A 24,615-nucleotide genomic window follows, 5' to 3' on the forward strand; every position below is an offset into this window, starting at 1 on the left:
ATCTCGCATTTTATATTACACTGCCATGTTTCCACACCAGTCTGTCGCGTTGCATTTCGTACAATTATTTTAAGCTAAATCAAGCAAATTCTATCCCTAATTGTATTTCGTACAATTAAAAATCAAAAAAAGTTCTTTTCCGTGTTTACTTCTGTATTTAATTGTACGAAATACAGTTAAATAAGCTTTGAAGACCAATACTGCAATTTTAAATGCACAAAATGCAATTAAACAGGCGCAAAACTTCATTTTACATTAGTTAAATAAGCCTGTGGCCTAATCTCAACTACTAGCCAGAGCTAATTGAGCTTACTGCTGTGGGCAAATCCCACAATGTTCCAGCCGATTACCGCCCTGCTCCAGAAAAAAAACCGCACAGCCCTTCTTCCGCAAAACAGGCAACTCTAACGAACGGGTTCCAGCTCCGGGAGAAAGACTATAGCGGTTCACTTGAAGGGACGCCAGCGTCCGGACAGCCGCGCTACGAGCTCCTGCCACTGAAACAGGGGACCCTGTGCGGTATCCTTTCTTTTGCCGAACGTATATCCGATGAACACTACCAGTGCAAAGAACAGCATATCCCAAAAACCGCTAATCAAATAAATCAATCCGAGAACGATGCCGAAGGTGACTCCAGCAATTCTACCCCCGTGACTTTCCCATACTTCTCTCCAGAACATAGGGAAACTCACCTCTATTCCACTCGACTTTTGAAGCTTGGAGACTGAGTAAGGTTGGCAATATATACAGAAACGTCAGCAACCGGAATCCCGGTCGTTTCCTGCACGAATTCATGCACCTGGCGCTGCACTTCTGTTGTAAGCAGCGGAAGGGAATGCTCGCCGTCCACCACTGCACGGATCATAATTTCAAGACCGGCCTGTGAAACGCGAATGCGCGATTTCAAATCCCTGATCCCTTTTACTTTACCGGCAGCCTTGAGGCTCAGATTCTCAATGGTCTCTATAGAGATCTGAATATCCCCATACTCCGTGCGCTGATCCACCGAAGGCATCGAGGCGCGGTCCCGGCGCAAAGAAATGTAGAAGAAACGGATGCTGAGCAAGAACAGGATAACAGCCACGGCAATTACGGTTATATACGCTGCAGGGTCATCCGGAATCTCCAGCGTATCCGGAATAGCGCCGCTTAAGAGGAGGATGGCAATTACTGATAATATTCCGATACTTAAGCTGTACAGAAACAGCAGAAGTCTGTCCAAAATTTTTGCCACGAGTCACATAACCTCCTTAAATTAGAGTAAACCCTCGACGGTGCTGTCGGGGGTTTATGGAAGAACGCAGGCCCTTATTTCACGCGGAGAACCGCATCTGTATCTTCACTCTTGTCTGCAGTGTTGTTGTTTCTGAACTGCACATCATGAATATGCACATTCACTTCCACAACGGTCAGACCTGTCATTGTCTCGATGGAACGTTTCACGTTGCGCTGAATTTCTGCAGCCACTTCAGGGAGACGGTTGCCGTACTCAATAATGACGGACACATCTACAGCCGCCTCACGTTGGCCAACCTCTACCTTAACGCCCTTGGACAGGTTCTTGCGTCCGAGAAGCTCCACGATTCCTCCGGCAAAGCCGCCGCTCATGCCAGCCACACCTTTAACTTCTACGGTTGCCAAACCTGCGATAACCTCGATCACTTCAGGAGCGATCTGGATCTCACCGATCTCCGTACGTTCGAATTCTGTCGGCAATGTACTCATTTTGGACTTCACACCTTTCAATCAAAAAGTTGTTCACAATTTCAAGCGCCAAGCACGTCTCTTATTAAACATACTATATCATTTGCCGAACTTTATGACAAACAATGAGAAGCCGTCCTAAATTTCATACTCTTCGAGGAATTTGATATCGAAATTGCCGTCCAGAAATACCGGGTGCTCCAGCAGCTTCTGATGGAAAGGAATTGTAGTATGTATGCCTTCCACGGCAAATTCAGCAAGCGCACGCTTCATCTTCGCAATCGCTTCCTGGCGCGTTGGCGCCCAGACAATCAATTTGGCAATCATCGAGTCGTAGAAAGGTGAGATTGTATATCCCGGATAAGCTGCGCTGTCTACACGTACACCCAGTCCGCCCGGAGGCAGATAAAAGCCAATCTTGCCCGGTGAAGGCATGAAGTTACGCTCCGGATCCTCTGCATTAATACGGCATTCAATGGACCAGCCGTTAATCACGATATCTTCCTGTGTAAAGGACAGCGGATTCCCTTCAGCCACAGAAATCATTTCCTTGATCAGGTCAACACCCGTAACCATCTCCGTTACCGGATGCTCAACCTGAATCCGTGTATTCATCTCCATGAAATAAAACTGTCCGTCCGGACCCAGCAGAAACTCCAGTGTACCCGCTCCCGAGTAATTGACCGCCAGTGCGGCCCGCACTGCTGCTTGGCCCATAGCTTCGCGGATCTCCGGCGTAAGTACGGAGCATGGAGCTTCCTCCACCAGTTTCTGGCGGCGGCGCTGCACGGAGCAATCCCGTTCGCCTAGATGGACAACATTGCCGTGGTTATCGGCAATGATCTGAATCTCCACATGCTTCATGCCGGTCAGGAATTTCTCCAGGTACACGCCTGCATTGCCGAAAGCCTTCTGTGCTTCCTGCTGTGCGGCGGTAATCTGCTTCACGAGTGATTCCTCATCTTCGGCAATGCGGATGCCCTTGCCTCCGCCGCCTGCGGTAGCCTTTACGATAATCGGATATCCGATATCGCGGCCCAGCATAATAGCCTCCTCCACATCGCCCACCAGCCCGTCAGAGCCGGGAATGATCGGCACGCCAGCCAGCTTCATCGTCTCCTTGGCTACAGCCTTGTCGCCCATACGCGTAATCGCGTCAGGGGACGGTCCGATGAAGGTTATATTGCAGGATCCGCAGATTTCTGCGAAATCGGCATTCTCAGCCAAAAAACCGTAGCCGGGATGAATGGCATCGCATTCAGTAAGCGTGGCTACACTCATAATATTTGTAAAATTCAGATAACTATCCTTCGACAGCATCGGGCCGATGCAGTAAGCTTCGTCAGCCAGCCGGACATGCAGTGAATCCCGGTCAGGCTCCGAATAGACCGCCACGGTGGAAATGCCCAGTTCACGGCAGGCCCTGATAATGCGGACCGCGATTTCGCCGCGGTTGGCAATCAACACTTTTTGAATGTTCATGCGTTTCCTCCCAAAGTTTAACGAAGCTTGCAAGCTCCTCAAGTTCAGCGTGCTTTATTCCGGTTTCACCAGAAACAGCGGCTGGCCGTATTCCACAAGCTGGCCGTTCTCGGCAAGGACGGAGACGATCTCTCCGCGCACTTCAGCCTCCAGCTCATTCATCAGCTTCATCGCTTCAATAATGCAGACCGTTGATTTCTCGCTGACCCGGTCGCCGACATTAACAAAAGACGGGGTTTCCGGTGAAGCGGCACTATAGAAAGTCCCTACCATCGGTGAGACAATTTTATGTAATGCGCCTTCAGCGGGTGAAGATGGCGGCTGCTGTGCAGCAGGGATCTCATAAACGGCCGTAGGTGCAACTTGCTGCGGACTTTGCGGCTGCGGTGCTTGCGTAAAGGGATAGCCATAAGGAGTCGCCTGTATTGCTGTTCCATCAGCTTCAGGGCGATCCGGTTTTCGAATAGCCAGCTTCATTCCTTCGCTTTCAATCTCCAACTCGTGTACGGAGGAGGTCTGGTCCAACAATTTAATCAATTCCTTAATTTCGCTTAACTTGAACATTTAATAGTTCACTCCTTCAGCTTTCTCTCGAAGCCACTCTTCTGATACGGTCAAGATAACTTTATGTATTATATCACAAACGATAGAAATGGAAAGAGCCCGGGGTGCGCCCGGGCTCTTTCGGCATTTTCTTTGGTTTTCGACAGGCTGATTATTGCTCGCTGACATATTGGACTCTGATCTTATCCTGGGAAACGCTTAGTTCCTTCATCACGAGATCCACGATTCCAACAGCTTGCTTCACATCCAGCTTCTCGCTCAGCACCACCACGGTATAAGCATCTCCGGATTCTTCTTTGACAATGGCTTCACCGTATTTTTTCTGCAGTTGCTCTTCAATTCCGGTGATTTTGGTTTCTTTTTCTTCAAGCTTGTTCAGCTGTTCATGGGCAACTGCGTTTTCGGCAGGGGTTTTGTCCATGTCATTGATCAGGGCCAGCAAATCGTTGTAATTCTTCAGATTCTGCTGCTCGCGTTCATAGAGGTAGTTGTTGAACAGGCTGCTTGCAGAAACACTCTGGGAGGCTACCTCATCCAGAATTTCATCGTCGCCCTTGACTGGAGTTTTCTCTGTGGAAGCTGCTGCAGTATCTTTATCGGCTGCTGCGGTTTTCGAATCGCTTGATTTGTCGTCCTTTGCGGCCGCTGTCTTATCGGTGTCTTCACCTTTGGCATTCGCCGGCAGGGTGCTGTCATCTTTTACTGCGGTATCATCGTTGTCACCTTTCGCAGTGACAGTGCTGTCATCTGTGCTGTCATCAGCAGTGACAGCTGTGTTGTCGTCCGCTGTACCCTTTGTTCCGGCATCAGCAGTAACTGCATCCTTTGTGTCCACTTCATTGATGACCAAGCCGTTATCCAGTACTGATGAATTCGCGCCAGTTTCCTTGAGGTTATCCACTTGAATACTTCCCGCTGTTTCCTGGGGGACCGAGGCCCCGGAGTCCTCTGTGAATAAATAGTATGCGGAAAGCACAACCATTAAGCTGAGCATGGATACCAACCAAATCGTTTGTCTTTTGCCCTTCATTTTTTATTCCTCCTCAAAGTTTGTGCATGTAATCATTCACTGCTCCTGCTTGCGCGGCACTACGGATATGCGGTAGCTAGGCACGTTCAAACCCTTCTCGACAGCCTCTTCAATCAATCCCCGGACGACTTTGTTCTCCGCTCCCTTGGCAACGACGAGAACGCCGCGCACCTGGGGTTTTATCCGTTTGGTTATAATCGGGGTTTCGTCGCCCGATTGGCTGTAGGTGACGATCTCGCCATCCCTTGTGTATTGTGTGGTGTGCCGTTTGCCTCCGTTGGCATCGGTCTCTTCGCTCTGCTGCTGGGAATCGTTCATATCCCGGACCACGACAATTTCTTCAGTAGAATCCACAGTGACCATAATATCGACCGTGCCTACACCAACGATTTTCTCCAGAATTTCTTTCGTGCGGTTCTCCATTGCCAGCTCAATGCCATCAAATGAATTGGGAGTGCTCAATTCCCCCTGCTGCAGGGTCGCCTGCGAACTCTCGCTTACCGGCGGTTCTCTTCCAGTGTTCTCGCTGTCCAGCTTTTTCACGTTCACGAAGGAGTTGAACAGCATAATTGCCGCACCCAGCAGTCCCAAAATAATCAGCCAGCGGAAGGTATGACTCCTTTTCGGACTGCCGGACCCGCCCCCTGCCCATTGCTCCAGTTTCTTCAGCCAATTGCCCACTTCTTATCCCTCCTCCGGTTACCGGCGTATGCCGTATTGGTAGAGCTATATTTATAATTTCTCGGCGCCGTTTTTACCGCCTTGAATATGGATCGCATCGCGGTCTAAATTCCAGTTCTGCTCCAGCAGCTTGATGATCAATTCCTCATCGGTATTTGCACTGGGGCTGTCTTCAACCGATGTCCCGGCTTCCGTTCCAACCTCAGCTGCCTCTCCCTCTTCACCGCCCAGGCTAACCTGCACAGGTTCCACCGGCTGGATGATGATCGGCTCTGCTGTGCCTGCGCCATTGTCTGATTCCGCACCTGTACCCCCAGCCTCCACTGCTCCAGCTGCTGCCGGCAGGGAGACGGTCACCGAAGAGATTAACGGAACCTCTTCACCGCCGCCCTCCCCGGGAGCCTTGCCCATCCCAAGTGTTACGGTGACTTTCGCCCCGCCTACCCCTGTGCTGCCGGCAATCTGGTCTCTCATCTGCCCAGCCACCTCTTCGGCGGCCAGCTTCAGACTTTGTTCCTTCGCTCCCGCAGCCAGCCTCCGCCCGTCCGCCAGGATTTTCTCCAGCGAGTCTGCCCCGTCACCTGCACCGGACAAAAGACCGCCGTGTTTCTCCTGCTGCACCATCGCCACACTCAGCTCTGCTGCAGCATCTCCTTTCAGAAAAGAGACGATCGGGCTCAGCATAGTAAGCAGGACCAGCAGGCTGAGCACCAGCCTGGCATAACGCTCCATCGACTTGCTCGGAAGCAGCATTTCCACGAAGGCGGCCATCAGCACCACCAGAATGAGCTCCCGCAGCCATCCGCCCAACCAGGTCATTGTCTACCTCCTACAAGTTTTCTTAGGACTGCATCGCAGAACTCACTTCGACAATACTCACTTCGGAGAAAAAACCGCTTTGAAGCTGTTCCCTATTCACCTCATCATGACGGTGACATTGCCGGCCGTCAGCATGATCGTGACGGCCAGGAAGAACATCAGTGATACGGCGGCCAGCGCCGCGAATACATAAATCATGCTTTTGCCGATCGTCTGCAGGCAGGTTACAATCGGTGTCTCGCCCAGCGGCTGCATGACTGCTGCGGCCACATTGTAGATCAGCGCGAGAACCAGGATTTTGATCGCCGGAAAAGCACAAAGGAAGAGGATGATAATGACGCCCGACAACCCGATGGCATTCTTCACCAGCAGTGAGGCCGAGATCACCGTATCGGTGGCGTCCGCGAACATTTTGCCGATAACCGGCACGAAATTCCCCGTAATGTATTTGGCGGCACGGATGGTCACCCCGTCCGTAACCGAGCTGGTGATCCCCCTGACAGAAATGACTCCGAGGAACACCGTCAGCAGTACGCCGAGCAAGCCCGCTCCGATGTTGCGCAGCAGATTGGCCAGCTGGGTCAGCTTGTATTTCTCGGACATTGCGCTCACCAGATGCAGCACCGCCGAGAAGAACAGCAGCGGGAACACGACGGTGTGGATGAGCGTGCCCACCGCATGGATCATGAAAACGATCAGCGGATGGGTAACCGACACCGTAACGATGTTGCCCATCGAAGCCAGAAGCGCGAAGAGCAGCGGGATCATCGCCATCATGAAATCGATCATCCGGTCGATGGCATCCTTGGCATAACCGATTGCGATATTGAAGCTGTTGACGGCGATGACCAGCACAACCATGTAACAGAGCATATAGGCGATTTTACTGACTGATTTCCGTTCAAAAGCGGTCTGCAGCGTCTCCAGAATCATGCTGAGCACACTGACCATAACGATCGTCACCAGCAGCTTGCCGTTGTACAGCACCTCGTGCCACATGTAGGAGGTCAGTCCGGTCAGCACGCTTTTGAAGCTGAGTCCCTTCTCCCCCGGCAGCAGCATATCCATCAGCGAAGGAGTCTTCCCGTCCGGAAAAAATCCTCCGTAATCCTTCATCAGCTGGTCCCAGTACGACTCCACCTTGTCTGTCGGCAGACTTTGCATTTGCCCTTTCACCCACTGATCCACTGGAGAGGAAGTTCCTCCCTGGGTGGGTGAAGACGTTGGTGAGGTAATTGGCGCATTGGTTGGCGCAGCGGCTGTAGCCCGGGCGGTATCCGCACACCACAGAAACAGCAGGCAGGGCAGGAGCAGCAGCAGCATTTTTAGTTTTGGCGGACGAAAAATACTGCGTTGACGCATATCCTTTCCTCCCGCCTTTCTCTGGCTTTTTTTACTAAGGGTCACGGATCAGGCGGGCAGGAGCTTCATCACCGTTTCGATAATAATGCTGATGATCGGTACGGCAAGCACCATGATCAGCACCTTGCCGGTCAGCTCGATTTTGGAGGCGATGGATTCCTGTCCGGCATCACGCACAATCTGCGCTCCAAACTCCGCGATATAGGAAATCCCGATGATTTTAAACACGGTTTTGAGATAGATCATTTCCATCCCGGAGGACTCCGCCACCCGCTCCAGCGTGCCCAGAATCGTGCCGATCTTGCCGATCAGGAACAGGAAGATCAGAATGCCTGCCGCAGTGGTCAGCAGAAAGGCGAACATGGGCTTTTGTTCCTTCAGAACAAGGATCAGAACCGTTGACAGGAGCCCTATTCCTACCACTTGAATGATTTCCATAAGGCCTGCCTATTGAAAAAGAAAAATCGTTTTGATTTCCTGGAGCAGTCCGTCCAGCATGCGGATCACCATAAACAGCACGATGATGAACCCGACTATCGTCACCCAATGGGCGATGTCCTCTTTACCCATCTGTTTGAGCACCGTGTGAATCATGGCGATGATGATGCCGATGCCGGCAATCTGAAAGATCGCATTGACTTCAATATTCATTCCTGGCACCTCGCTAAAAGATCAAAATGACGATCAATGCTCCAAGCAGCAGACCCAGGCTTTTGCTCATTTTTTCATATTTGCCCTGATCTTCTCTGGCCACTGTCTCCTCCTGCTTCAATTGCTGCAAAGCCAGCGCGATATGCGTGCTTTGATTCGACCTGTCGCTGGTGCCGAGCGTGCAGCTCAGCTGCCGGAGGATCTCCTGCTCCGTTCCCTTCAGGGAGGCGGTTTTGAAGTGGGCATCCATAGCCCGCTGGATGGCTTCCTCGGCGCTGCGGTCATGTGGCGGGCTCATCTCTTCAGCCGCTCTCATAAAAAACGCCCTCAGCGGATCCTTGGACTGCAGCCCAATCCGGCGCAGTGCTTCCGGGAGCGGGGTGAAGCCGTACAGAATCTCGGTCTCCAGCCGCTGCAGCGCTGCGATAAGGCCTCTGATGTGCCGGGGCCTGTCAGCATATTGCGCAGCCCGCTTGAACCCGGCCAGCGTACCCGCCAGCACGATCAGCACGGCTCCGAACAGCTTAAGCATGGCGGTCACCGCCCAGCCGCTCTTCAGGCGAGACCAGCAGCAGCCCGCGTTTCTGCCCGTCCAGGATGCGGAACGACAGCCCGGCGTCCGTCCGGTGCAGGATGACGTAACGCTCGAACATATGATGTTCCAGCAATCCGCCAAGGCCGGGCCGCCGGGCCAGCTCGGCCACTTCCTTGCCGTGGGCCGAGGCCACTACCGAGATGCCGGCGTGCAGCGCTTCGGTGACGGCTTCGGCATCCTCAGGGCGGCCGATTTCATCGGCGATCAGCACATCGGGCGACAGGGAGCGGATCATCATCATCATGCCTTCCGCCTTGGGACAGCCGTCGAGGATGTCCGTACGCGGACCCACGTCAAAGGCCGGGATGCCGCGGCGGCTGCCGGCGATTTCCGAACGTTCATCGACGATGCCGACTTTCAGTCCCGGCCGGTTGCCCTCCCGCCCTCTTGGGCTCCCTGTCGAGATCTGCCTGGCGAGATCGCGCAGCAGGGTAGTCTTGCCATGCTGCGGCGGCGAGAGGATCAGCGTGTGCATGACCCGCTGCCTCCCCCTTTCCAGCAGGTAGGGCAGAATTCCGTCGGCAATGCCGGGCAGCTCACGGGCGATCCGGACATTGAAGCCGGTGATGTCCCGCAAGTGTTCCACGCCGCCGCCGCTTAAGACGGTCCGGCCGGAAAGACCAATGCGATGTCCGCCGGGGATGGTGATAAAGCCTTTGCGCAGTTCTTCTTCCATCGTATAGAGCGAATGATTGCTGATCAGGTCAAGCAACCGGTGAGTGTCCTCTCGGCTTGGCTTGTACGCTTCTTCGGGTCTTTGGGTCAGACTGCCGTCGCCGGTGAGGAAATGATATTTGCCGGAATAGTTGATCTCCAGCGGACGCCCTTCGCGGACCCGGATTTCCTCCACCTTGTCCAGCAAATGAACAGGAAGTCCTCTCAGCAGCGCCCTTACTTTTTCGGGAAACAATAAAAGCCAGTCGTTAGCCATACAGAGTACCCCCAAGTTGTCCTCTACTTTAATAGCTTTATTCCATATTTATGCTTGTACCTGTGCTTTATGACTATCATCTATCATTTTTTCAGAATCCCGATTAAGAGAAAGGCTACCCCGCAGCCAATCCAGCCCAGCTTGCCCCAGGACAGCTCCTGCGCCATCCCTGTGAGACCAACCGCCGTCGTTAAGATTAGTATCGTAGGTCCGACCAGAGCCAGCCCGGAATTGACCGCCAGTGCCTTGTCCACCTGATTCAGCCGCAGCATGATCAGCGCAGCCGTTATTTCCACACTGCCTGAGAGCAGCCGAAGCGCCGCCATCCAGCTCACATACTTGTCCAATCTGTTCAACTCCTTTTTTACAATTGGAAATTGAATTGCAACCTGCCAGACTTCACCCGCGGGAAAACTTGCTGTTATCCATGGATATGCTGGACTTGCCTACTTTAGACAATAAGAAATGGGCGGTTTTCAATTGGAAGATGTGAAAGAAATCATAGTGAATCCCTCTATAAAAAAATATCATCAGTATGATAAAATAAATTTTGCAGTGCCTGAAAAAAAGGAGCTGGAAAATATAAGGGCGGCCTGTGGGATAAACTACAAGCGTACTTATCGCTTCAAGCTTCTTGTTACATTGTTATAGTTGGATAAAGACATCGGAAAAAGAGGGGATTTATGTCATGCAAGTTCGTAATTTCGTAGTACCGCTTGTTTCAAACACAGTAGCCAAACAGGTGAGGGATGTGGCCATCATTATTTTCTCGGCCTTTCTGGTGGCGAGCGGACTCCGGCTGTTCCTTATTCCTCATCAGCTGCTAAGTGGCGGGGTAGCAGGGACGGCATCCATCCTTGGTTATTTAACGAATCCGAAGTACATCTCACTGTTCTATTTTGGTATCAATCTTCCAATTCTGATCTGGGGCTTCATTGCCGTAGGGAAGAAATATATCTGCTTAAGCATGCTCTCGGTACTAGCCACTACCTGGTTTCTGACCGTCATCCCCCTGGTGAAACTGACCAAGGACCCGATCCTTGCCAGTATCTTCGGCGGGGTAATAATTGCGGGCGGGGTAGGCTTCTCGCTTCGTGCAGGGGGTTCTTCCGGGGGTTTTGATATACTTGGCTCTATTATTACGCGCAAACACGATATTCCAATGGGCACCGTACTCTTTGTAATGGATGGTCTGGTAATCCTTAGCCTCGGCTTCTTCAAAAGCTGGGATTCTGCCCTTTACGCTATGCTTTGTATTTTCGTCAAGAGCCGTGTAGTCGATATGATCCACAGCCGCCACATCAAGCTGACCTGCTTCATCGTCACGAAGGAACGGGAAAAGATGCTGACCCGCCTCAAGCTTCTGCCTCACGGCGTTACCGTCGTCAATGCGGAAGGCGGCTACAGTCATGAAGGCAATACAATGCTGATGACTGTAACGACCCGATATGAGCTTGCCGAACTGAGAAAAACAATTCTGGAAACCGATCCAAAGTCCTTCGTCAATGTTCTGCAGACCGTAGAGATTGTCGGCCGGTTCCGGCGTCTCGGATAACAGCAGCGGAAAGCTGCCCATAACAAAAAGTCCTATTCACCACTTTTATAGCGGGAATAGGACTTTTTGTTATTTAGCGGCGGTCCTGCGGACCCCCGACGAAGGCTTGCTCCTCTGTATCCAGATTGTAGGCGGTATGAAGCGCCTGAATAATCTGCTGCAGATTGCCGGATTCAATCACGCAAGATACCTTGATCTCGGAGGTGCTGACCATCTTAATGCTTACACCCTCTTGGGAAATGACCTCGAACATTTGCGCGGCCACACCCGGATGGCTGACCATACCTGCGCCTACGATCGATACTTTGACGAGATTATCCTCTGAAGTGACTTCCCGGTAAGGCAAGGCGCTGTGCAGCCCCTCGATCACTTCCTTGGCCCGTGCGAGCTCGCTAAGCGCCACCGTAAAGGAGAAATCCGCTTTCTCATTCTGCACGCCGCTCTGTACGATAATATCTACGTCAACGCCTTCTTCGGCCAGCTTGCCGAACACTTGGGCCAATACGCCGGGAACATCAGGCACTCCCAGAATACTGACCCGCGCCACGTTCTTGTCATAGGCAATTCCGCTAACTACTACTCCCTGCTCCATGCTCGCTTCCTCCTTCACAACAGTACCTTCATTATGGTTAAAGCTCGATCTGACGACCAGCTTCACTTGATATCGTTTGGCATATTCCACGGCGCGCGGATGTAGTACTGCCGCTCCCAGGTTAGCCAGCTCCAGCATCTCATCATAAGAGATTTCCTTCAGCTTGCGCGCTCTCTTCACGATGCGCGGATCTGTGGAGTAGATGCCGTCCACATCCGTGTAAATTTCGCATACATCCGCTTTGATGGCGGCTGCCAGCGCTACGGCTGTCGTATCCGAACCTCCGCGGCCCAGCGTGGTAATTTCGCCGCTCTGGGTCATCCCCTGGAATCCGGCTACAATAACGATCTGCTCGCGCTCCAGCGACTCCAGCACGCGGTGGGGATCAATTTCATTGATCCGTGCCCGGCCGTGAGTCTCATCGGTGACGAAGCCGGCCTGCCAGCCCGTATACGATACGGCATTGCGGCCGATTCCGTGCAATGCGATGGAAAGAAGCGCAACAGAGATTTGTTCCCCCGTCGTCATCAGCATATCCATTTCACGCGCGGGCGGCTGAGCGTTCAGCTGCTTCGCCTGATCGATTAGATCATCCGTGGTGTCCCCCATGGCGGATACAACCACAACACAGCGGTGCCCTTCATCCTGCTTGTCTGCGATGCGTTTGGCGACACGCTGCATGCGTTCAATATCGCCGACGGAGCTGCCTCCGAATTTCATGACATAAAGTGACAAAGTCCCATTCACTCCCTATTTCGCTCTATGTAGTAGCTTATATTTGGTTTCCCGCTTTAAACCAGTATAATACGAAAACCATATCATGCGTTAATGGTTTCACAAAAAAAGCGCCCAATTCCCGTTTCTTTCCGTGATTTACCAGACTGCCTTACCCGGGTAGCCAAAAGCCTCCCCCGCAGGATGCGAGGGAGGCCGGTTGGTATAAATGTAAGTTAAGGCAGGACAAATCTTACGCGCGGGAGATGTATTTACCTTCGCGGGTATCAATCAGAAGCACGTCGTTTTCATTAATGAAAAGAGGAACCTGAACGTTCAATCCGGTTTCTACCTTAGCAAATTTAGTAGCGCCCTGAGCCGTGTTACCCTTGATGCCCGGCTCTGTTTCTACAACCTTCAGCTCAACGCTGGTAGGCAGGTTGATTCCGAGAATTTCGCCCTGGTAGCTGACGATGTTCACAGTCATGTTTTCTTTAAGGAAATTAAGCTCCCATTCCAATTGCTTGGCAGACAATTCGAATTGATCATAAGTTTCGTTGTCCATAAATACATGTTCCGCACCGCTGGCATACAGATATTGCACACCACGGTTCTCGATGATCGCCCGGCCAATAGTTTCACCTGCACGGAATGTACGTTCTACAGTGTTGCCGTTGCGCAGATTCTTCAGTTTGGAGCGAACAAATGCCGCACCTTTACCTGGTTTAACGTGCTGGAAATCAAGTACGGTAAAGATGTCGCCTTCTACCTCTACGGTCAAGCCTGTTTTGAAATCGTTAACTGAAATCACAAAAAATCCCTCCTGGAATCAATAATTTACCTGTTCAAGCGATCCTTACAATACCGTATAATCTTTGGACGAATGTGTGAGCAGCGCAATGCCGCTGTCTGTAATCACGATGTCGTCCTCAATGCGCACACCGCCAAGGCCTTCCAAATAAATGCCCGGCTCCACAGTTACTACCATACCCGGCTGCATAATTTCATCAGCAAGCTTGGACAACCGCGGCCATTCATGGACTTCCATGCCAAGGCCATGGCCTGTGCTGTGGCCGAAATAATCCCCATAACCATAACGGGTAATAATGTCACGCGCCAAAGCGTCGCACTCCCGTCCGGTCATACCCGGCTTGATGTTAGCCAGCGTGTGCAGCTGCGCTTCAAGTACAATATCATAGATTTCTTTCAGCTTGGGATCCGGAGTTCCCAGCGCAATGGTGCGGGTTACATCCGAACAGTAGCCGTCCAGCAGCGCACCGAAATCGAAGGTTACGAATTCGTTGTTCTGGATGACCTTGCTGCTTGCCACGCCATGAGGCATTGCCGAACGTTCACCGGAAGCCACAATGGTGTCAAACGATGAAGAAGTAGCGCCATGGGTACGCATGTAGAATTCCATTTCCAGATCTACATCACGCTCGGTCATGCCGGGCTTGATCACATTCAGAATATGGCTGAATGTTGCATCCGCCAAATCCGCTGCCCGCTGCATGACGGCCAGCTCTTCCTTGTCCTTGAACATGCGCAGGTTCTCAACTGCTTTGGAGACTGGAACCAGTTCCGCAGGCTGCAGAGCCGCAGCATATGCGGTGTAAGCGCTGAAGGTTACATCATCCTGTTCAAAGCCGACACGGATATTGCTGCCCTGCGGCAGCAGTTCGCGTACAGTGTCAATGAATTTCGCACCATGCTGAACCACTTTAAGTCCGTTCACCTGCTCTGCAGCCTGTGTCATGTACCTAAAGTCGGTCAGCAGATAACTGTCATCACCGGTCACCAGTACATAACCGGAAGAGCCGGTAAATCCGCTCAAATAGCGGCGGTTGATGCCGCTGGTTATTAACATCGCATCCAATCCCTGTTCCTGCAAAACCGTACGCAGCTTGGAGACGCGCTCGTTGCCCATTTTCATTCTCCTCTCGAAATAGCCACATTGTATTTTAACATAGGGTCATGCCCTTGAGAAGTTTTTTCGGGCCATTAAGCCAGGCTTGTCTGCTGCTCGCGTTTCCGCTCATCCGTATACTCGATCGCCGCGGTATAGCCGATGAACAAACCCCAGAGTAAAAAGATGCAAAATTCACTGATTACAGAGTTCCAAGGCAACCTGAACGGAGGCTGCATGAGAAATTGCCACGACCCGGCAAGAAAGAGCGCGGACCAGCACAGAACCCCGTAAATAATCCCCGGCCAGGGGCCCTTCAGCTTGCGGAAGATCAGCACATAAAAGAGTGATGCGGCTACCGAGAACACGATAAAAGACAGGTATCCGGCCAAATGCCCGGCCGCTGTCATCAGAAATTCATGTTTAAAGAACGGCTCGGCCAAAAAACCAGGAAGAACCTTGGTGAAATGAAAGGCATACATCAGCCAGCGGATCCCTCCCCAGATTATTCCGGCAAAAAAGCCCAGTTCAATGGCAAAATAAAAAGGGTTCGTATGCTGCGATTTTTGCTTGCCTGCATTATTCATCTTACTGCCTCACTTTCAATATATAGGTTGCCCTTAGGCCCCTCCGCTCTCTAAATGCTAGTATGCACAGGAAAAGGCAATCCAACTAGCAATGTGGGCATAAATTAGTTACAATGTATTATATAAATCATATTAATACATGGGAAGGTGAATTGGTTGTCCCAAGAAACTCCAAGTTACGGCGGCCAAGCCGTTATTGAAGGCGTCATGTTCGGCGGCAAGCATATCAACGTAACAGCCGTAAGAAGGAAGAATCAGGAAATCACATTTTTGGAGGTGCCGAGAAGCGATAAGAGCTGGGTCGTTAAACTGCGCAAGATTCCGCTGCTTCGCGGCATTGTCAGTATTATAGATTCCAGCGCCAAAGGCTCCAAACATCTGAATTACTCTGCGGAATCGTATGCTGAGGATGAAACAGAGCCGGAAGAGCTTGCCAAGCAACAGAAAGAAAAAGAAAAGAAAAAGGATGAGGGCTGGAGCCTCGGCATGATTTTTGGCGTGGCGGTTATGGGTATTCTCTCCTTTCTCTTCGGTAAGGTAATATTTACGCTGGTGCCGGTATTCGTTGAAGATTTTTTATTCGGCAATGCATTTGATAACTATGTTCTGCACAACCTCGTAGAAGGTGCGATCAAGCTGGTTCTTCTGCTCGTTTATTTATGGGCAATCTCGCAGACCCCGGTGGTCAAGCGGTTGTTCCAGTATCACGGAGCCGAGCATAAGGTCATCAGCGCTTTTGAAGCCGGTGAGGAATTGACTGTTCAGAATGTACAGAAGTACAGCCGCCTGCATTACCGTTGTGGAAGCAGCTTTATGATGCTGACTATTGTACTGGGCGTGATCATTTACTCCGTTGTCCCTTGGGATAACCTTACCCAGCGCGTACTGCAGCGGATTATTCTCCTTCCTGTCGTCATTGGTGTATCGTTTGAAGTGCTGAAGGGCACCAACGCTGTACGCGACATTCCGGGTCTCAAGTATTTAGGTTATCCGGGGCTGTGGCTGCAGCTGCTCACCACTAAGGAACCAAAGGATGATATGGTGGAAGTCTCCATCGCCTCGTTCAACCGGATGCGGGAGCTTGATGCCGCAATTGAAGCAGGGGAATATTCAGAAGTGAGAGTGTCAGGCGGCATATTGGATCCTGCGAAAGGATGAGTGGCCTATGAGGCATGCTTTGATTTTTTGGATTTCGGTATCGCTTGCGGTACTGGGTCTCGTTACAGGAATGTTGAGCGATGTATTCGGAACGTTGTCGGTATTCATTTTTCCTTTGGTGTTATTCGGTCTGCTCTATTATGGCTACAAGATGACACCGGCGGGAAAAACACGGACTCCCGGCAGACCACGTACAAAAGTAAAGCCTTCACAGAAAACCATGTCTAAAGTGGCCGGGGTACGCAAAGCCCAAACCGCACCCGGTAAACGCAAAAGCTATCCGTTCCAGGTTATCGAGGGCAGCAAGGGTAAAAGCGACGATCAGCTTCCAAAATATCATTAACAGGTTCTTGCTGCTCAAGCAGAAAACTGTAAGCAAAAGTGGAAACGGCTTTGCCGTCCTCAAAAGGACGGTATCCGTTTCAGCGAGAAATAGAAGGATAATTTATAGCGTGAAACATATAAATTCTTATCTTTTCAAAAAGGCATCTCCACGTTGCATAACTGACGTGTGGGATGCCTTTTTTAATACCATTGCTGCGGTGGGAAGATGGAGACTCACTGGGAGAGCTTGTGAACGGGCGGCCTCCAGTTTTTGAAGAATTCCTCCCCCGCCTTATATCCCGCCGCGTACAGATCATCACCCTGCACCGGGGAAATATGAAAACTGGTTGTGGAAATCCCCAGTGTCGGAATTTTGACCGTCCGCACAAGTTTCTCTGTTTCGATATAACGTTCATCATGGGCCGACAGCATGGTCCCAACCAGCGCCTGCAGCATACTGAAGGGACCGGTGATCCGGTGAGGCTGGGGATCCGTCCTCCCGATCAGCTGATAGCCGACTGTAGGGATGTTGTGCCCCGGACTTTTAAAGCCTGCTTGTTTCTCATCGAACAGCCATAACGGAAAATTGCTGAGCAGTCCTCCGTCCACGAAATAAACGAATTGTTCAGTGAATGACTTCCCCCGGGCAGCCTGCCCGCTTAAACGCAGCATAACCGGGTCGAAAAAATAAGGAATGCTGCAGCTCATACGGACTGCCTTGGCGACTTCAAACCCGCCTGGGGTTATGCCGTATTCCTCCAGTCCGTCCGGAAGGACAACAATTCGTCCGTTCGAGATATCCGAAGTAATGATGGACAGCTTTCCGCGCGGTAAATCACTGAAGGTAACAATGCCTTTCTCCCGCAAAATGCCGCGGATCCAGGATTCCAGCGCCTCTCCTGAGTACAGGCCTTTTTTAATCATCACCCGCAGCGCAGGGCCTACGAAAGCTGTGTTGTACAACGCTCCCCGTTTCAAAAAAGAAGAAAAAGAAGTTCCTTTTATAATCCGGCTCATGGCTTCACCGTTATAACCTGCAGCCAGCATCGAGGCGATAATGGAACCCGAGGAGGTTCCGGCTACTTTACGAAAGGTGCGGCCCGCATGTTCCGTCGCCTCCACAGCTCCCGCGAGCGATATTCCCTTTACCCCACCGCCTTCAAACACAGCATTAATCTCCATACAGAGTTTACCCCCGTTCCATAGATCCTATTGCTTATCTATGAGCACGGGGGTAGTTTCATGACTTCTTATGATTGCAATTGCCGGCAATTCATCAGGATTTGAAATAGAACGTCAATAAGCTGGAGAGTCCGAACGGATCACGCACGACGATATCATTCGCACGGAACATAATGCTTCCGGCAACCTCATCGTACTGTTCGTTATATTTGAGCTGGTTGATGATTTGCTCGCCGCTCTGCCATTCGGCCTTCTGATCACTTGCTCCAACCTTATAAGCTGCCTGACCAATGTACAGCTTCACTCCGGTACCCTTAACTTCATTTACCCACCAGTCTACCAGCTTGTCATAGCGGGCAGCGGAGAAGGATAAACTCCAGTAAATCTGCGGTGCAATATAATCGATCCAGCCGTTTTTGATCCATGTCCGGGTATCCGCATACATGTCATCATAGGCTGATACGCCTGCCGTTGTGTCCGAGCCGGTACTGTCGGCCTTCTTGTTGCGCCACACGCCAAACGGGCTGACACCGTAAGAAACATCTGACTTGGCGCTATGAATCTCCTGGCCTAGCTGGCGGATAAATTCATTGATGTTGTCCCGCCGCCAATCCCCTTTACTCGAGATAGCCTTGGCGTTATATGTATTGAACGCCGTGTCATCGGCGAAAGAGCCGGAGGGATAAAAATAGTCATCCAAATGCACACCATCAATGTCGTAGCCTTTGACAACCTCCATCACCGTGTCGATAATATGCTGGCGCGCCTCAGGAATTCCCGGATTAATGTACAGCTTGTTCTCTGCTTTTACAATCCACTCCGGATGGGCCTTGGCCACATGATTGCTGGCAAGGCTTGAAGTGCTGGCATCCGTGGTTGCACGGAACGGGTTGAACCAGGCATGAAACTCCATACCGCGTTCGTGTGTGCTGCTAACCATGTACTCCAGCGGATCATAACCGGGATTCTTCCCCTGCGTTCCGGTTAACACCTTGGACCAGGGAACAAGCACCGAAGGATACAGGCTGTCCCCTGACGGTCTGACCTGGACAAATACGGCGTTATAGCCGGTGGCCTGCAGCTTGTCCAGCATGGTGTTGAACTCTTTCTTCTGTTTGTCGGCATTGTTTGCCGATGAGGTCGACGGCCAATCCAGATTGAATACGGTGGAGATCCACGCCCCTTTCATCGCCTTGCCTGTTTTTGCTCCCGGAATGGACGGGATTTCAGGAACGGTTGGCTTCGGCACCGTTGGCGTTGGCACGGTAGGTGTTGGCACCGCAGGCGCTTCCGGTGTAGTTGGAACCGACGGGGTCACAGGACTGATAATTTCGGTATTCGAGTATAGGGCAATATTATTTGCTGCCTTATTCCAGGCCACCTGTAGCCCGAGCTGTTCGCCTACAAAACGAAGCGGCACCATCACCCGGCCCTGCCGGCTCTGAACTGATGTTTCAAGGCTGATAGAAGCTCCGTCCACGAGGGCCGTTGTGCTGCCGCTGGTCAGCTTCAGCACAGTGCTCCCTTTGCTGATCGTGGCCGTCTTGCTGCTCTGGTTCCAATCCACTGTCGCGCCAAGTCCCCTGCTGACTACAGCTACAGGCACCAGTGTTACGTTGGAAGCGGTAATGTACGGCGGCACATCACTGCTTAGTAGTTTCCCATCCAGCTCAATCGTAATAGGCACCGCTGCCGCACGGACACCGGGTAACCCTACAGACAGGCACAAGACAAAAACCAGCAATCCTACAATCCATTTTCGGTAATTCATAATTCCTCCCAGGTTTACATTCTGAAATGTGTATAAACAAAAAGAAACGGCCCTCTCGTCCTTAAATAAGGGAGACGGCCGTTTGCTTTGGAAACGGGGTCATAGAAAAAAAGAACGTTACCCGTTTTGACGTAAAAAAACTGGAAAAGTTGCGCAAAGCAAGAAAAATCTGCTTCGTTTAAGAATCGCTGACCAGCTCATGGTGAATATCGTATAAGGTCTGGAGACGTGCTTCATCGCGCCGGAAATATTCCACCAGCGTTTCAATCCGCGTGATAGAATCCCAGCTCAAATGATGTTCGATGCCTTCCACATCCTTATAAATATGCTCCTGCTGTACTCCGATCAGGCCAAGAAACTCCTCCAGCAGCTGATGACGGTCAACGAGACGTTTTCCTACTTTTTTACCTTTGCTCGTTAGGACAAGCCCACGATATTTCTCATAGATGAGATAGTCGTCCTTATCCAGTTTTTGGATCATCTTGGTTACAGAGGAGGGGTGTACTTCCAGTCCCTCGGCAATATCCGAAACCCGCGCATATCCTTTCTCGTCGATGAGCTTGTATATGCGCTCCAAATAATCCTCCATGCTGGGTGTTGGCATTCAAGTTTACCTCTTTTCTATAATGAGCGTGGCGCGGGGGCCAACCTTGCTCTAACAATGATACATGTTTCTGCCGCTCTTTGGCAAGTCCTCCGGCCCCTTGTTGCCCTGCATAGCGATGATTACCATGATTTTATTCCGCCCTTAACCGGCACAATAACGATATCCTCATCCCTAAGGAGCGTGAACCCATGACTGTAGTAACGCCCGAACGTCCCGCGGTAAAAAGACAGAAAAAGCCGACCGGTCTTTTCATTCCAGAGCTGGTTTTTTTCGAGCCGGATTCGCTTAATTATCCCAAAGGAGTACGGATTATGGAATGGGTCAAAGCCCAGAACATCCCCTACCGCATGACGACCTCGCATAACCGTATTACGAACCTGCCCGGCGAAACCGAGGTTGAGCAATACAAAATCGCCAAAAGAACACTGGTGGTCGGCCTGCGCAAAACGTTGACCTTTGACCAGTCCAAGCCGTCCGCGGATTATGCGATTCCGATTGCCACCGGCTGCATGGGACATTGCCATTATTGTTATTTGCAAACCACGCTGGGGGCCAAGCCCTATATCCGTGTCTATGTGAACACCGGGGACGTCATCGAGGCCGCTAAAAAATATATCGAAGAGCGCGCTCCAGAAATCACTACGTTTGAAGCCGCCTGTACTTCAGATCCGCTCGGGTTGGAGCATATTACCGGCTCCCTGACGGAGCTGATCAGCTTCATGGCCGCAGAGCCGCTCGGGCGGCTGCGTTTTGTAACCAAATACCAGCATGTTGAGCCGCTGCTTCAACTGAAGCATAACGGCCATACACGAATCCGTTTCAGTGTGAATGCCGACTATGTCATCAAGAACTTCGAGCCGGCTACTTCACGGTTTGAGGAGCGGATTGAGGCTGCGGGAAAAGTAGCCCGGGCCGGTTATCCGCTGGGCTTTATCATCGCACCGATTATCTGGCATGACGGCTGGGAAAAAGGCTATGCGGAACTGCTGGAGAAACTGGCCAAAACCCTTCCGCCGGATGTGGGCAAAGGATTGACTTTTGAGATGATTCAGCACCGTTTCACCAAAACGGCCAAAACCGTGATTGAGAAACGTTACCCCAAATCAAAGCTGGAGATGGATATTGAAAAGCGCAAAAAGAAATGGGGCCGCTGGGGCCAGAATAAATATGTGTACCCTGACGAACAGCAAACCGCCCTGCGGGAGTTCATCACAGAGCGGATTTTTGAACATTTCCCGGAAGCGGGAATTGATTATTTTACCTAAGCTAGAAGATCAGCCAGTCCGGCGTGACTCCCTGCAGCCAGATCGTTATCCGGAACATTTGATCTGTAAACAGCAAAACCCCCATTAAGACCATTAGTGCGCCGCCGATCTTCATCAGCACATTGGAATATTTCAGGATTTTTCTCGCCCCGCCCAGGAAGAAGGCCAGTGCGAAAAACGGCAAGGCAAAGCCGATACTGTATGCGGTAATCATCGTAAACCAAGTTCCCGGATCACTGGCAGACAGCGCGATGATTGCCGTCAGAATCGGCCCGATACAAGGTGACCAGCCCGCGGAAAAGCCGATGCCAAAAATAAAGGAGCCGGCATAACCCGCCGGTTTCCATTTCAGATCAAGCTTGCGTTCCCGCAGCAGAAACTGTGGCTGAAAAATCCCCAGCAGGAACAGTCCCATCACAATGATTAGGATAGCCGACAATTGGCGGATCAGATCACGCTGCCCGTTGAAAAATTGCCCGAACAGCCCGGCCCCAAAGCCGAGCGTATAAAAGACTACTGAAAACCCCAGGATAAAAGCCAGCGTATGCGACAGGGTGCGGAAACGTACCTCTTTGCTGTTACTGCCGCTCTTCAGCTGCTGCACGGACAACCCGGTAATATAAGATAAATACGAAGGGTAAAGCGGCAGACAGCAAGGTGATATAAACGACGCCACACCAGCGGCAAAAGCAATTCCTGCATTCAGGTTCGACAAAGCGGCAGCTCTCCTTCCGGGTTCAGGGTCACTTTGCTAGTTACATACTTACGTGGGCAATCCTTTTTTGCCGATTAGTGTCAGGGTCAGAAGGGCAATCAGCAGCAGAACGATTGTTGCCCCAGGCGCCAGATTCCACACCCCCGCAACTACCAGACCTCCCACAACAGCAATCTCGGCAATGATAACCGACAGTACAACCGAAGACTTGAAGCTGCGTGACAGCAGCAGACTGATCGCCACCGGAATCGTCAGCAGCGCAGACACGAGCAGCGAACCGACAATCTTAATAGCCGTACTGATCACAAGCGCCGTAAGCACCGTAATGAGCATGTTGAGCAGCTTCACAGGCAGGCCGCTGACACTCGCCGCATCCTCCTCAAAGCTGAGCAGAAAAAACTCCTTGAAAAACAGCGTCACAACTACAACTACGGCAATCGTCACGATACCCACTACAATCAGATCTGTATTATTGAGCGTATAGATACTCCCGAACAGATAGCTCATCACATCCGCATTATACCCTTTGCCTAAGGTGAAAAAGAGTGAAGCCAGCGCTACCCCACCTGACATAATAATCGCGATGGACAGCTCAGCGTAGCTCTTGTACGCCTTGCGCAGCTTTTCGATGGCAAAGGAGGCCACCACCGCAAAAATCAGACCTGCCCCCAGCGGATAAAACCCGGTCAGAAAGCCAAGCGCCACACCTGCGATGGTCACATGGGCCAACGTGTCTCCGATCATCGACAATCGTCTGAGCACAAGAAAAACGCCTATAAGCGGCGCGGTAATGCCGATCATCAGCCCGCCCGCAAGCGCCCGTTGAAAAAAGTCACTGAATAGAATTTCCAAGATATATTCTCCTCGTCTGAAACAATTTCGAACCCTCCCAAACCCTCCCTTCCAAGGGAGGGCCCCAAGGGCTCTGCCCTCTGGACACCCGCTTAAGTGCAACTGGCGTGGGAGAGGTGTATTGCGGTATCTTGTAACAGCGGAGGAATGAACGCTTTTCCTCCCTTACGGGATACGCTTTACCGGTGCGGGATCTGGGTACGGAATAAAGGCTAAGGTCAAAGGCTAAGGTCAAAGGCTAAGGTCAAAGGCTAAGGTCAAAGGCTAAGGTCAAAGGCTAGATTAAAGGCTAGATCAAAGGCTAAGGTCAAGGGCTAAGATCAAAGGCTAAGATCAAAGGCTAAGATCAAAAGCCTGGTCATCCTATGTTGTACAATGGATGACCAACGGGAAAACCGGCTTGTTTCAGCGGAGAAGAGCAATCTACTGCAGATGATACAATAGATTGCTCACTTTTGGCGCTGATATGGAATTCTGTTGCATTATGTGCAGCAGAATGCAGCAATATGGCTGAATAATGGTGCGTTCACTGAATTCTAATGTAGGAAATACATCAGAATATAAAAACTAGTAAATATGTAGCTATTCTGCTGCACATAATGCAGCAGATCAAGTTATTAGTCTGTCCATAGATGCCAAATCAGGCGTTTTCTTGCTAAAGTTAGCTTCTGGTTGAGTTACTGATGCGGCAGACCGATGGTTAACGGTACGGTATCCGGCATATTTGTATTTACTGCAGCTTTTTAGCATGTCAGCAACTGGTTTGGAGTAATAAGTGTATTGTGACAGCCCCGGATCAGCTAAGTGTATGCTGCAGGTTCTCCACGGCGCAATCCTGGACGTCATGAGAGTGGCGGCAGTAGAAATTGATTTTGCCGTTTTTCTGTACCGGCTCCTGCCCCAGATAATTTTTGATCATGTCGATGTCATGCGAAACCATCAGGAAAGTCATATGATGATGGGCGTGCATATGCATAATGAGGTCGAAAAACCCGGCTTGCGTTTCGGCATCAATACCGACGGTAGGTTCGTCCAAAATGAGCAAATCCGGATGGTTGATCAGCGCACGGGCCAGGAATACACGCTGCTGTTGACCGCCGGACAGCTGGCCAACTCTTTTCTCAGCGATATCCTGAATCCGCATTACCTCAAGGGCGTCCTCACACTGGCGCTGCTGCGCTTTGGACACTCTGCGGATCAGATTCTTATTGTTGTACAAGCCGGACAGCACGACTTCACGGACCGTTGCCGGAAACAAGGGGTTGAACGCATTCTTTTGCGGGACATAGCCGATGCGCTCCCAATCCTTAAACTTGCGGACAGACTGGCCGAATAATTTAATATCCCCGCTGGTTGCGGGCAGGAGCCCGACGATCATCTTCAGCAAGGTTGTTTTGCCGGCGCCGTTGGAACCGATAATTCCCAGGAAGTCCCGTTCCTTAACGGTGTAATTCAGATTGGAAATCACCTTCTGCTCTCCGTAAGAGAAGGAAAGATCCTGTATCTCGATCATATGCTGATGGCAGTCCAAGGATACCGATTGCATTGTGAAGTACCGCCTTTCACTT

The 24,615-nt window shown here is 51.2% G+C and carries 29 protein-coding genes; 5 read left to right on the plus strand and 24 right to left on the minus strand.

Annotation, left to right across the window (positions count from 1 at the left end; all coding sequences use genetic code 11):
• Positions 1-446 precede the first annotated feature (446 nt).
• From ACAN56_RS04365 to ACAN56_RS04430, 14 genes are all read right to left on the minus strand, one after another.
• A complete protein-coding gene (locus tag ACAN56_RS04365; RefSeq protein WP_038594928.1) occupies positions 447-680 on the minus strand; it encodes a DUF2273 domain-containing protein in 234 nt (77 codons plus the stop codon).
• Positions 681-694: 14 nt separating this feature from the next.
• Positions 695-1,234 carry an alkaline shock response membrane anchor protein AmaP gene (amaP, locus tag ACAN56_RS04370; protein WP_038594929.1) on the minus strand — a complete coding sequence of 180 codons (540 nt, stop codon included), beginning with the start codon at positions 1,232-1,234 and terminating at the stop codon, positions 695-697.
• A 74-nt stretch (positions 1,235-1,308) separates the two neighbouring features.
• Positions 1,309-1,725, minus strand: coding sequence for an Asp23/Gls24 family envelope stress response protein (locus ACAN56_RS04375; RefSeq protein WP_038594930.1), 417 nt, complete (start codon positions 1,723-1,725; stop codon positions 1,309-1,311).
• A 117-nt stretch (positions 1,726-1,842) separates the two neighbouring features.
• The gene (gene accC / locus ACAN56_RS04380) at positions 1,843-3,186 is read right to left on the minus strand and encodes an acetyl-CoA carboxylase biotin carboxylase subunit (RefSeq protein ID WP_038594931.1); all 1,344 of its coding nucleotides are present in this window, start codon (positions 3,184-3,186) and stop codon (positions 1,843-1,845) included.
• A 54-nt stretch (positions 3,187-3,240) separates the two neighbouring features.
• Entirely contained in the window at positions 3,241-3,750 is a 510-nt protein-coding gene (gene accB / locus ACAN56_RS04385) for an acetyl-CoA carboxylase biotin carboxyl carrier protein (protein WP_038594932.1), read from the minus strand.
• Between the two features lie 151 nt (positions 3,751-3,901).
• Entirely contained in the window at positions 3,902-4,780 is an 879-nt protein-coding gene (locus ACAN56_RS04390; RefSeq protein WP_379140712.1) for a SpoIIIAH-like family protein, read from the minus strand.
• Positions 4,781-4,816: 36 nt separating this feature from the next.
• Positions 4,817-5,461, minus strand: a complete 645-nt coding sequence (spoIIIAG, locus tag ACAN56_RS04395) for a stage III sporulation protein AG (protein ID WP_038594934.1) — start codon at positions 5,459-5,461, stop codon at positions 4,817-4,819.
• Between the two features lie 51 nt (positions 5,462-5,512).
• Entirely contained in the window at positions 5,513-6,280 is a 768-nt protein-coding gene (gene spoIIIAF / locus ACAN56_RS04400) for a stage III sporulation protein AF (RefSeq protein ID WP_052092221.1), read from the minus strand.
• A gap of 96 nt (positions 6,281-6,376) precedes the next feature.
• The gene (gene spoIIIAE, locus ACAN56_RS04405) at positions 6,377-7,642 is read right to left on the minus strand and encodes a stage III sporulation protein AE (protein WP_379140715.1); all 1,266 of its coding nucleotides are present in this window, start codon (positions 7,640-7,642) and stop codon (positions 6,377-6,379) included.
• Between the two features lie 48 nt (positions 7,643-7,690).
• Complete coding sequence (gene spoIIIAD / locus ACAN56_RS04410; protein ID WP_038594936.1) at positions 7,691-8,080, minus strand: stage III sporulation protein AD; 390 nt, start codon at positions 8,078-8,080, stop codon at positions 7,691-7,693.
• 9 nt (positions 8,081-8,089) lie between these two features.
• Complete coding sequence (gene spoIIIAC / locus ACAN56_RS04415) at positions 8,090-8,293, minus strand: stage III sporulation protein AC (RefSeq protein ID WP_020426549.1); 204 nt, start codon at positions 8,291-8,293, stop codon at positions 8,090-8,092.
• 13 nt (positions 8,294-8,306) lie between these two features.
• A complete protein-coding gene (gene spoIIIAB / locus ACAN56_RS04420; RefSeq protein WP_038594937.1) occupies positions 8,307-8,825 on the minus strand; it encodes a stage III sporulation protein SpoIIIAB in 519 nt (172 codons plus the stop codon).
• The gene (gene spoIIIAA / locus ACAN56_RS04425; protein WP_038594938.1) at positions 8,818-9,819 is read right to left on the minus strand and encodes a stage III sporulation protein AA; all 1,002 of its coding nucleotides are present in this window, start codon (positions 9,817-9,819) and stop codon (positions 8,818-8,820) included. Before spoIIIAA ends, spoIIIAB begins: the two co-directional genes overlap by 8 nt.
• An 83-nt stretch (positions 9,820-9,902) precedes the next feature.
• Positions 9,903-10,166 (minus strand): YqhV family protein, encoded by a 264-nt coding sequence (locus ACAN56_RS04430; protein ID WP_379140721.1) that lies wholly within the window; start codon positions 10,164-10,166, stop codon positions 9,903-9,905.
• 133 nt (positions 10,167-10,299) lie between these two features.
• Here ACAN56_RS04430 and ACAN56_RS04435 point away from each other — a divergent pair, with 133 nt between their 5' ends.
• Positions 10,300-10,470, plus strand: coding sequence for a hypothetical protein (locus tag ACAN56_RS04435; RefSeq protein WP_156130937.1), 171 nt, complete (start codon positions 10,300-10,302; stop codon positions 10,468-10,470).
• 37 nt (positions 10,471-10,507) lie between these two features.
• Positions 10,508-11,374 carry a YitT family protein gene (locus ACAN56_RS04440; RefSeq protein WP_052092222.1) on the plus strand — a complete coding sequence of 289 codons (867 nt, stop codon included), beginning with the start codon at positions 10,508-10,510 and terminating at the stop codon, positions 11,372-11,374.
• A gap of 73 nt (positions 11,375-11,447) precedes the next feature.
• Here ACAN56_RS04440 and ACAN56_RS04445 read toward each other — a convergent pair whose 3' ends face one another.
• The 4 genes from ACAN56_RS04445 to ACAN56_RS04460 form a co-directional block, all read right to left on the minus strand.
• Positions 11,448-12,701 carry an aspartate kinase gene (locus ACAN56_RS04445; RefSeq protein WP_038594939.1) on the minus strand — a complete coding sequence of 418 codons (1,254 nt, stop codon included), beginning with the start codon at positions 12,699-12,701 and terminating at the stop codon, positions 11,448-11,450.
• A 232-nt stretch (positions 12,702-12,933) separates the two neighbouring features.
• Entirely contained in the window at positions 12,934-13,491 is a 558-nt protein-coding gene (efp, locus tag ACAN56_RS04450; protein ID WP_038594940.1) for an elongation factor P, read from the minus strand.
• 45 nt (positions 13,492-13,536) lie between these two features.
• Complete coding sequence (locus ACAN56_RS04455; RefSeq protein WP_038594941.1) at positions 13,537-14,607, minus strand: M24 family metallopeptidase; 1,071 nt, start codon at positions 14,605-14,607, stop codon at positions 13,537-13,539.
• A gap of 74 nt (positions 14,608-14,681) precedes the next feature.
• Positions 14,682-15,173 (minus strand): YqhR family membrane protein, encoded by a 492-nt coding sequence (locus tag ACAN56_RS04460; protein ID WP_038594942.1) that lies wholly within the window; start codon positions 15,171-15,173, stop codon positions 14,682-14,684.
• 207 nt (positions 15,174-15,380) lie between these two features.
• Here ACAN56_RS04460 and ACAN56_RS04465 point away from each other — a divergent pair, with 207 nt between their 5' ends.
• Complete coding sequence (locus ACAN56_RS04465; protein WP_144024220.1) at positions 15,381-16,331, plus strand: DUF1385 domain-containing protein; 951 nt, start codon at positions 15,381-15,383, stop codon at positions 16,329-16,331.
• Between the two features lie 7 nt (positions 16,332-16,338).
• Positions 16,339-16,674: a hypothetical protein gene (locus tag ACAN56_RS04470; protein WP_038594944.1), complete on the plus strand. Its 336-nt coding sequence runs from the start codon at positions 16,339-16,341 to the stop codon at positions 16,672-16,674.
• 215 nt (positions 16,675-16,889) lie between these two features.
• Here the strand turns inward: ACAN56_RS04470 and ACAN56_RS04475 are convergent, their stop codons facing one another.
• The 3 genes from ACAN56_RS04475 to mntR all read right to left on the minus strand — a co-directional run bounded on the left by ACAN56_RS04475 (position 16,890) and on the right by mntR (position 20,212).
• A complete protein-coding gene (locus ACAN56_RS04475) occupies positions 16,890-17,837 on the minus strand; it encodes a patatin-like phospholipase family protein (protein WP_038594945.1) in 948 nt (315 codons plus the stop codon).
• Between the two features lie 94 nt (positions 17,838-17,931).
• On the minus strand, positions 17,932-19,608 hold the full coding sequence (locus ACAN56_RS04480; RefSeq protein WP_038594946.1) for a family 10 glycosylhydrolase: 1,677 nt from the start codon (positions 19,606-19,608) through the stop codon (positions 17,932-17,934).
• A gap of 178 nt (positions 19,609-19,786) precedes the next feature.
• The gene (mntR, locus tag ACAN56_RS04485; RefSeq protein ID WP_038594947.1) at positions 19,787-20,212 is read right to left on the minus strand and encodes a transcriptional regulator MntR; all 426 of its coding nucleotides are present in this window, start codon (positions 20,210-20,212) and stop codon (positions 19,787-19,789) included.
• A 191-nt stretch (positions 20,213-20,403) separates the two neighbouring features.
• Between mntR and splB the strand changes: the two genes are divergently transcribed.
• The gene (gene splB / locus ACAN56_RS04490; protein ID WP_379140727.1) at positions 20,404-21,480 is read left to right on the plus strand and encodes a spore photoproduct lyase; all 1,077 of its coding nucleotides are present in this window, start codon (positions 20,404-20,406) and stop codon (positions 21,478-21,480) included.
• Between the two features lies 1 nt (position 21,481).
• Here splB and ACAN56_RS04495 read toward each other — a convergent pair whose 3' ends face one another.
• The 3 genes from ACAN56_RS04495 to ACAN56_RS04505 all read right to left on the minus strand — a co-directional run bounded on the left by ACAN56_RS04495 (position 21,482) and on the right by ACAN56_RS04505 (position 24,593).
• Positions 21,482-22,195 (minus strand): cytochrome c biogenesis CcdA family protein, encoded by a 714-nt coding sequence (locus ACAN56_RS04495; RefSeq protein ID WP_038594949.1) that lies wholly within the window; start codon positions 22,193-22,195, stop codon positions 21,482-21,484.
• 48 nt (positions 22,196-22,243) lie between these two features.
• A complete protein-coding gene (locus ACAN56_RS04500) occupies positions 22,244-23,047 on the minus strand; it encodes a metal ABC transporter permease (RefSeq protein ID WP_038594950.1) in 804 nt (267 codons plus the stop codon).
• A 796-nt stretch (positions 23,048-23,843) separates the two neighbouring features.
• The gene (locus tag ACAN56_RS04505) at positions 23,844-24,593 is read right to left on the minus strand and encodes a metal ABC transporter ATP-binding protein (RefSeq protein WP_038594951.1); all 750 of its coding nucleotides are present in this window, start codon (positions 24,591-24,593) and stop codon (positions 23,844-23,846) included.
• Positions 24,594-24,615: the final 22 nt, after the last annotated feature.

The organism is Paenibacillus paludis (assembly GCF_042610515.1).
GTDB lineage: Bacteria > Bacillota > Bacilli > Paenibacillales > Paenibacillaceae > Paenibacillus_AQ.

Excerpts from the sequence above, each read along its gene's own strand:
- ACAN56_RS04465 (WP_144024220.1), top strand. The coding sequence starts at position 15,381 with ATGTTCGGCGGCAAGCATATCAACGTAACAGCCGTAAGAAGGAAGAAT.
- spoIIIAE (WP_379140715.1), bottom strand. The coding sequence starts at position 7,642 with ATGCGTCAACGCAGTATTTTTCGTCCGCCAAAACTAAAAATGCTGCTG.
- ACAN56_RS04365 (WP_038594928.1), bottom strand. The coding sequence starts at position 680 with ATGTTCTGGAGAGAAGTATGGGAAAGTCACGGGGGTAGAATTGCTGGA.
- accB (WP_038594932.1), bottom strand. The coding sequence starts at position 3,750 with ATGTTCAAGTTAAGCGAAATTAAGGAATTGATTAAATTGTTGGACCAG.
- ACAN56_RS04390 (WP_379140712.1), bottom strand. The coding sequence starts at position 4,780 with ATGAAGGGCAAAAGACAAACGATTTGGTTGGTATCCATGCTCAGCTTA.
- spoIIIAD (WP_038594936.1), bottom strand. The coding sequence starts at position 8,080 with ATGGAAATCATTCAAGTGGTAGGAATAGGGCTCCTGTCAACGGTTCTG.
- splB (WP_379140727.1), top strand. The coding sequence starts at position 20,404 with ATGACTGTAGTAACGCCCGAACGTCCCGCGGTAAAAAGACAGAAAAAG.
- spoIIIAB (WP_038594937.1), bottom strand. The coding sequence starts at position 8,825 with ATGCTTAAGCTGTTCGGAGCCGTGCTGATCGTGCTGGCGGGTACGCTG.
- ACAN56_RS04480 (WP_038594946.1), bottom strand. The coding sequence starts at position 19,608 with ATGAATTACCGAAAATGGATTGTAGGATTGCTGGTTTTTGTCTTGTGC.
- mntR (WP_038594947.1), bottom strand. The coding sequence starts at position 20,212 with ATGCCAACACCCAGCATGGAGGATTATTTGGAGCGCATATACAAGCTC.
- spoIIIAF (WP_052092221.1), bottom strand. The coding sequence starts at position 6,280 with ATGACCTGGTTGGGCGGATGGCTGCGGGAGCTCATTCTGGTGGTGCTG.
- spoIIIAC (WP_020426549.1), bottom strand. The coding sequence starts at position 8,293 with ATGAATATTGAAGTCAATGCGATCTTTCAGATTGCCGGCATCGGCATC.
- ACAN56_RS04460 (WP_038594942.1), bottom strand. The coding sequence starts at position 15,173 with ATGAATAATGCAGGCAAGCAAAAATCGCAGCATACGAACCCTTTTTAT.
- ACAN56_RS04375 (WP_038594930.1), bottom strand. The coding sequence starts at position 1,725 with ATGAGTACATTGCCGACAGAATTCGAACGTACGGAGATCGGTGAGATC.
- ACAN56_RS04470 (WP_038594944.1), top strand. The coding sequence starts at position 16,339 with ATGAGGCATGCTTTGATTTTTTGGATTTCGGTATCGCTTGCGGTACTG.
- ACAN56_RS04455 (WP_038594941.1), bottom strand. The coding sequence starts at position 14,607 with ATGGGCAACGAGCGCGTCTCCAAGCTGCGTACGGTTTTGCAGGAACAG.
- ACAN56_RS04440 (WP_052092222.1), top strand. The coding sequence starts at position 10,508 with ATGCAAGTTCGTAATTTCGTAGTACCGCTTGTTTCAAACACAGTAGCC.
- spoIIIAA (WP_038594938.1), bottom strand. The coding sequence starts at position 9,819 with ATGGCTAACGACTGGCTTTTATTGTTTCCCGAAAAAGTAAGGGCGCTG.
- accC (WP_038594931.1), bottom strand. The coding sequence starts at position 3,186 with ATGAACATTCAAAAAGTGTTGATTGCCAACCGCGGCGAAATCGCGGTC.
- ACAN56_RS04475 (WP_038594945.1), bottom strand. The coding sequence starts at position 17,837 with ATGGAGATTAATGCTGTGTTTGAAGGCGGTGGGGTAAAGGGAATATCG.
- ACAN56_RS04505 (WP_038594951.1), bottom strand. The coding sequence starts at position 24,593 with ATGCAATCGGTATCCTTGGACTGCCATCAGCATATGATCGAGATACAG.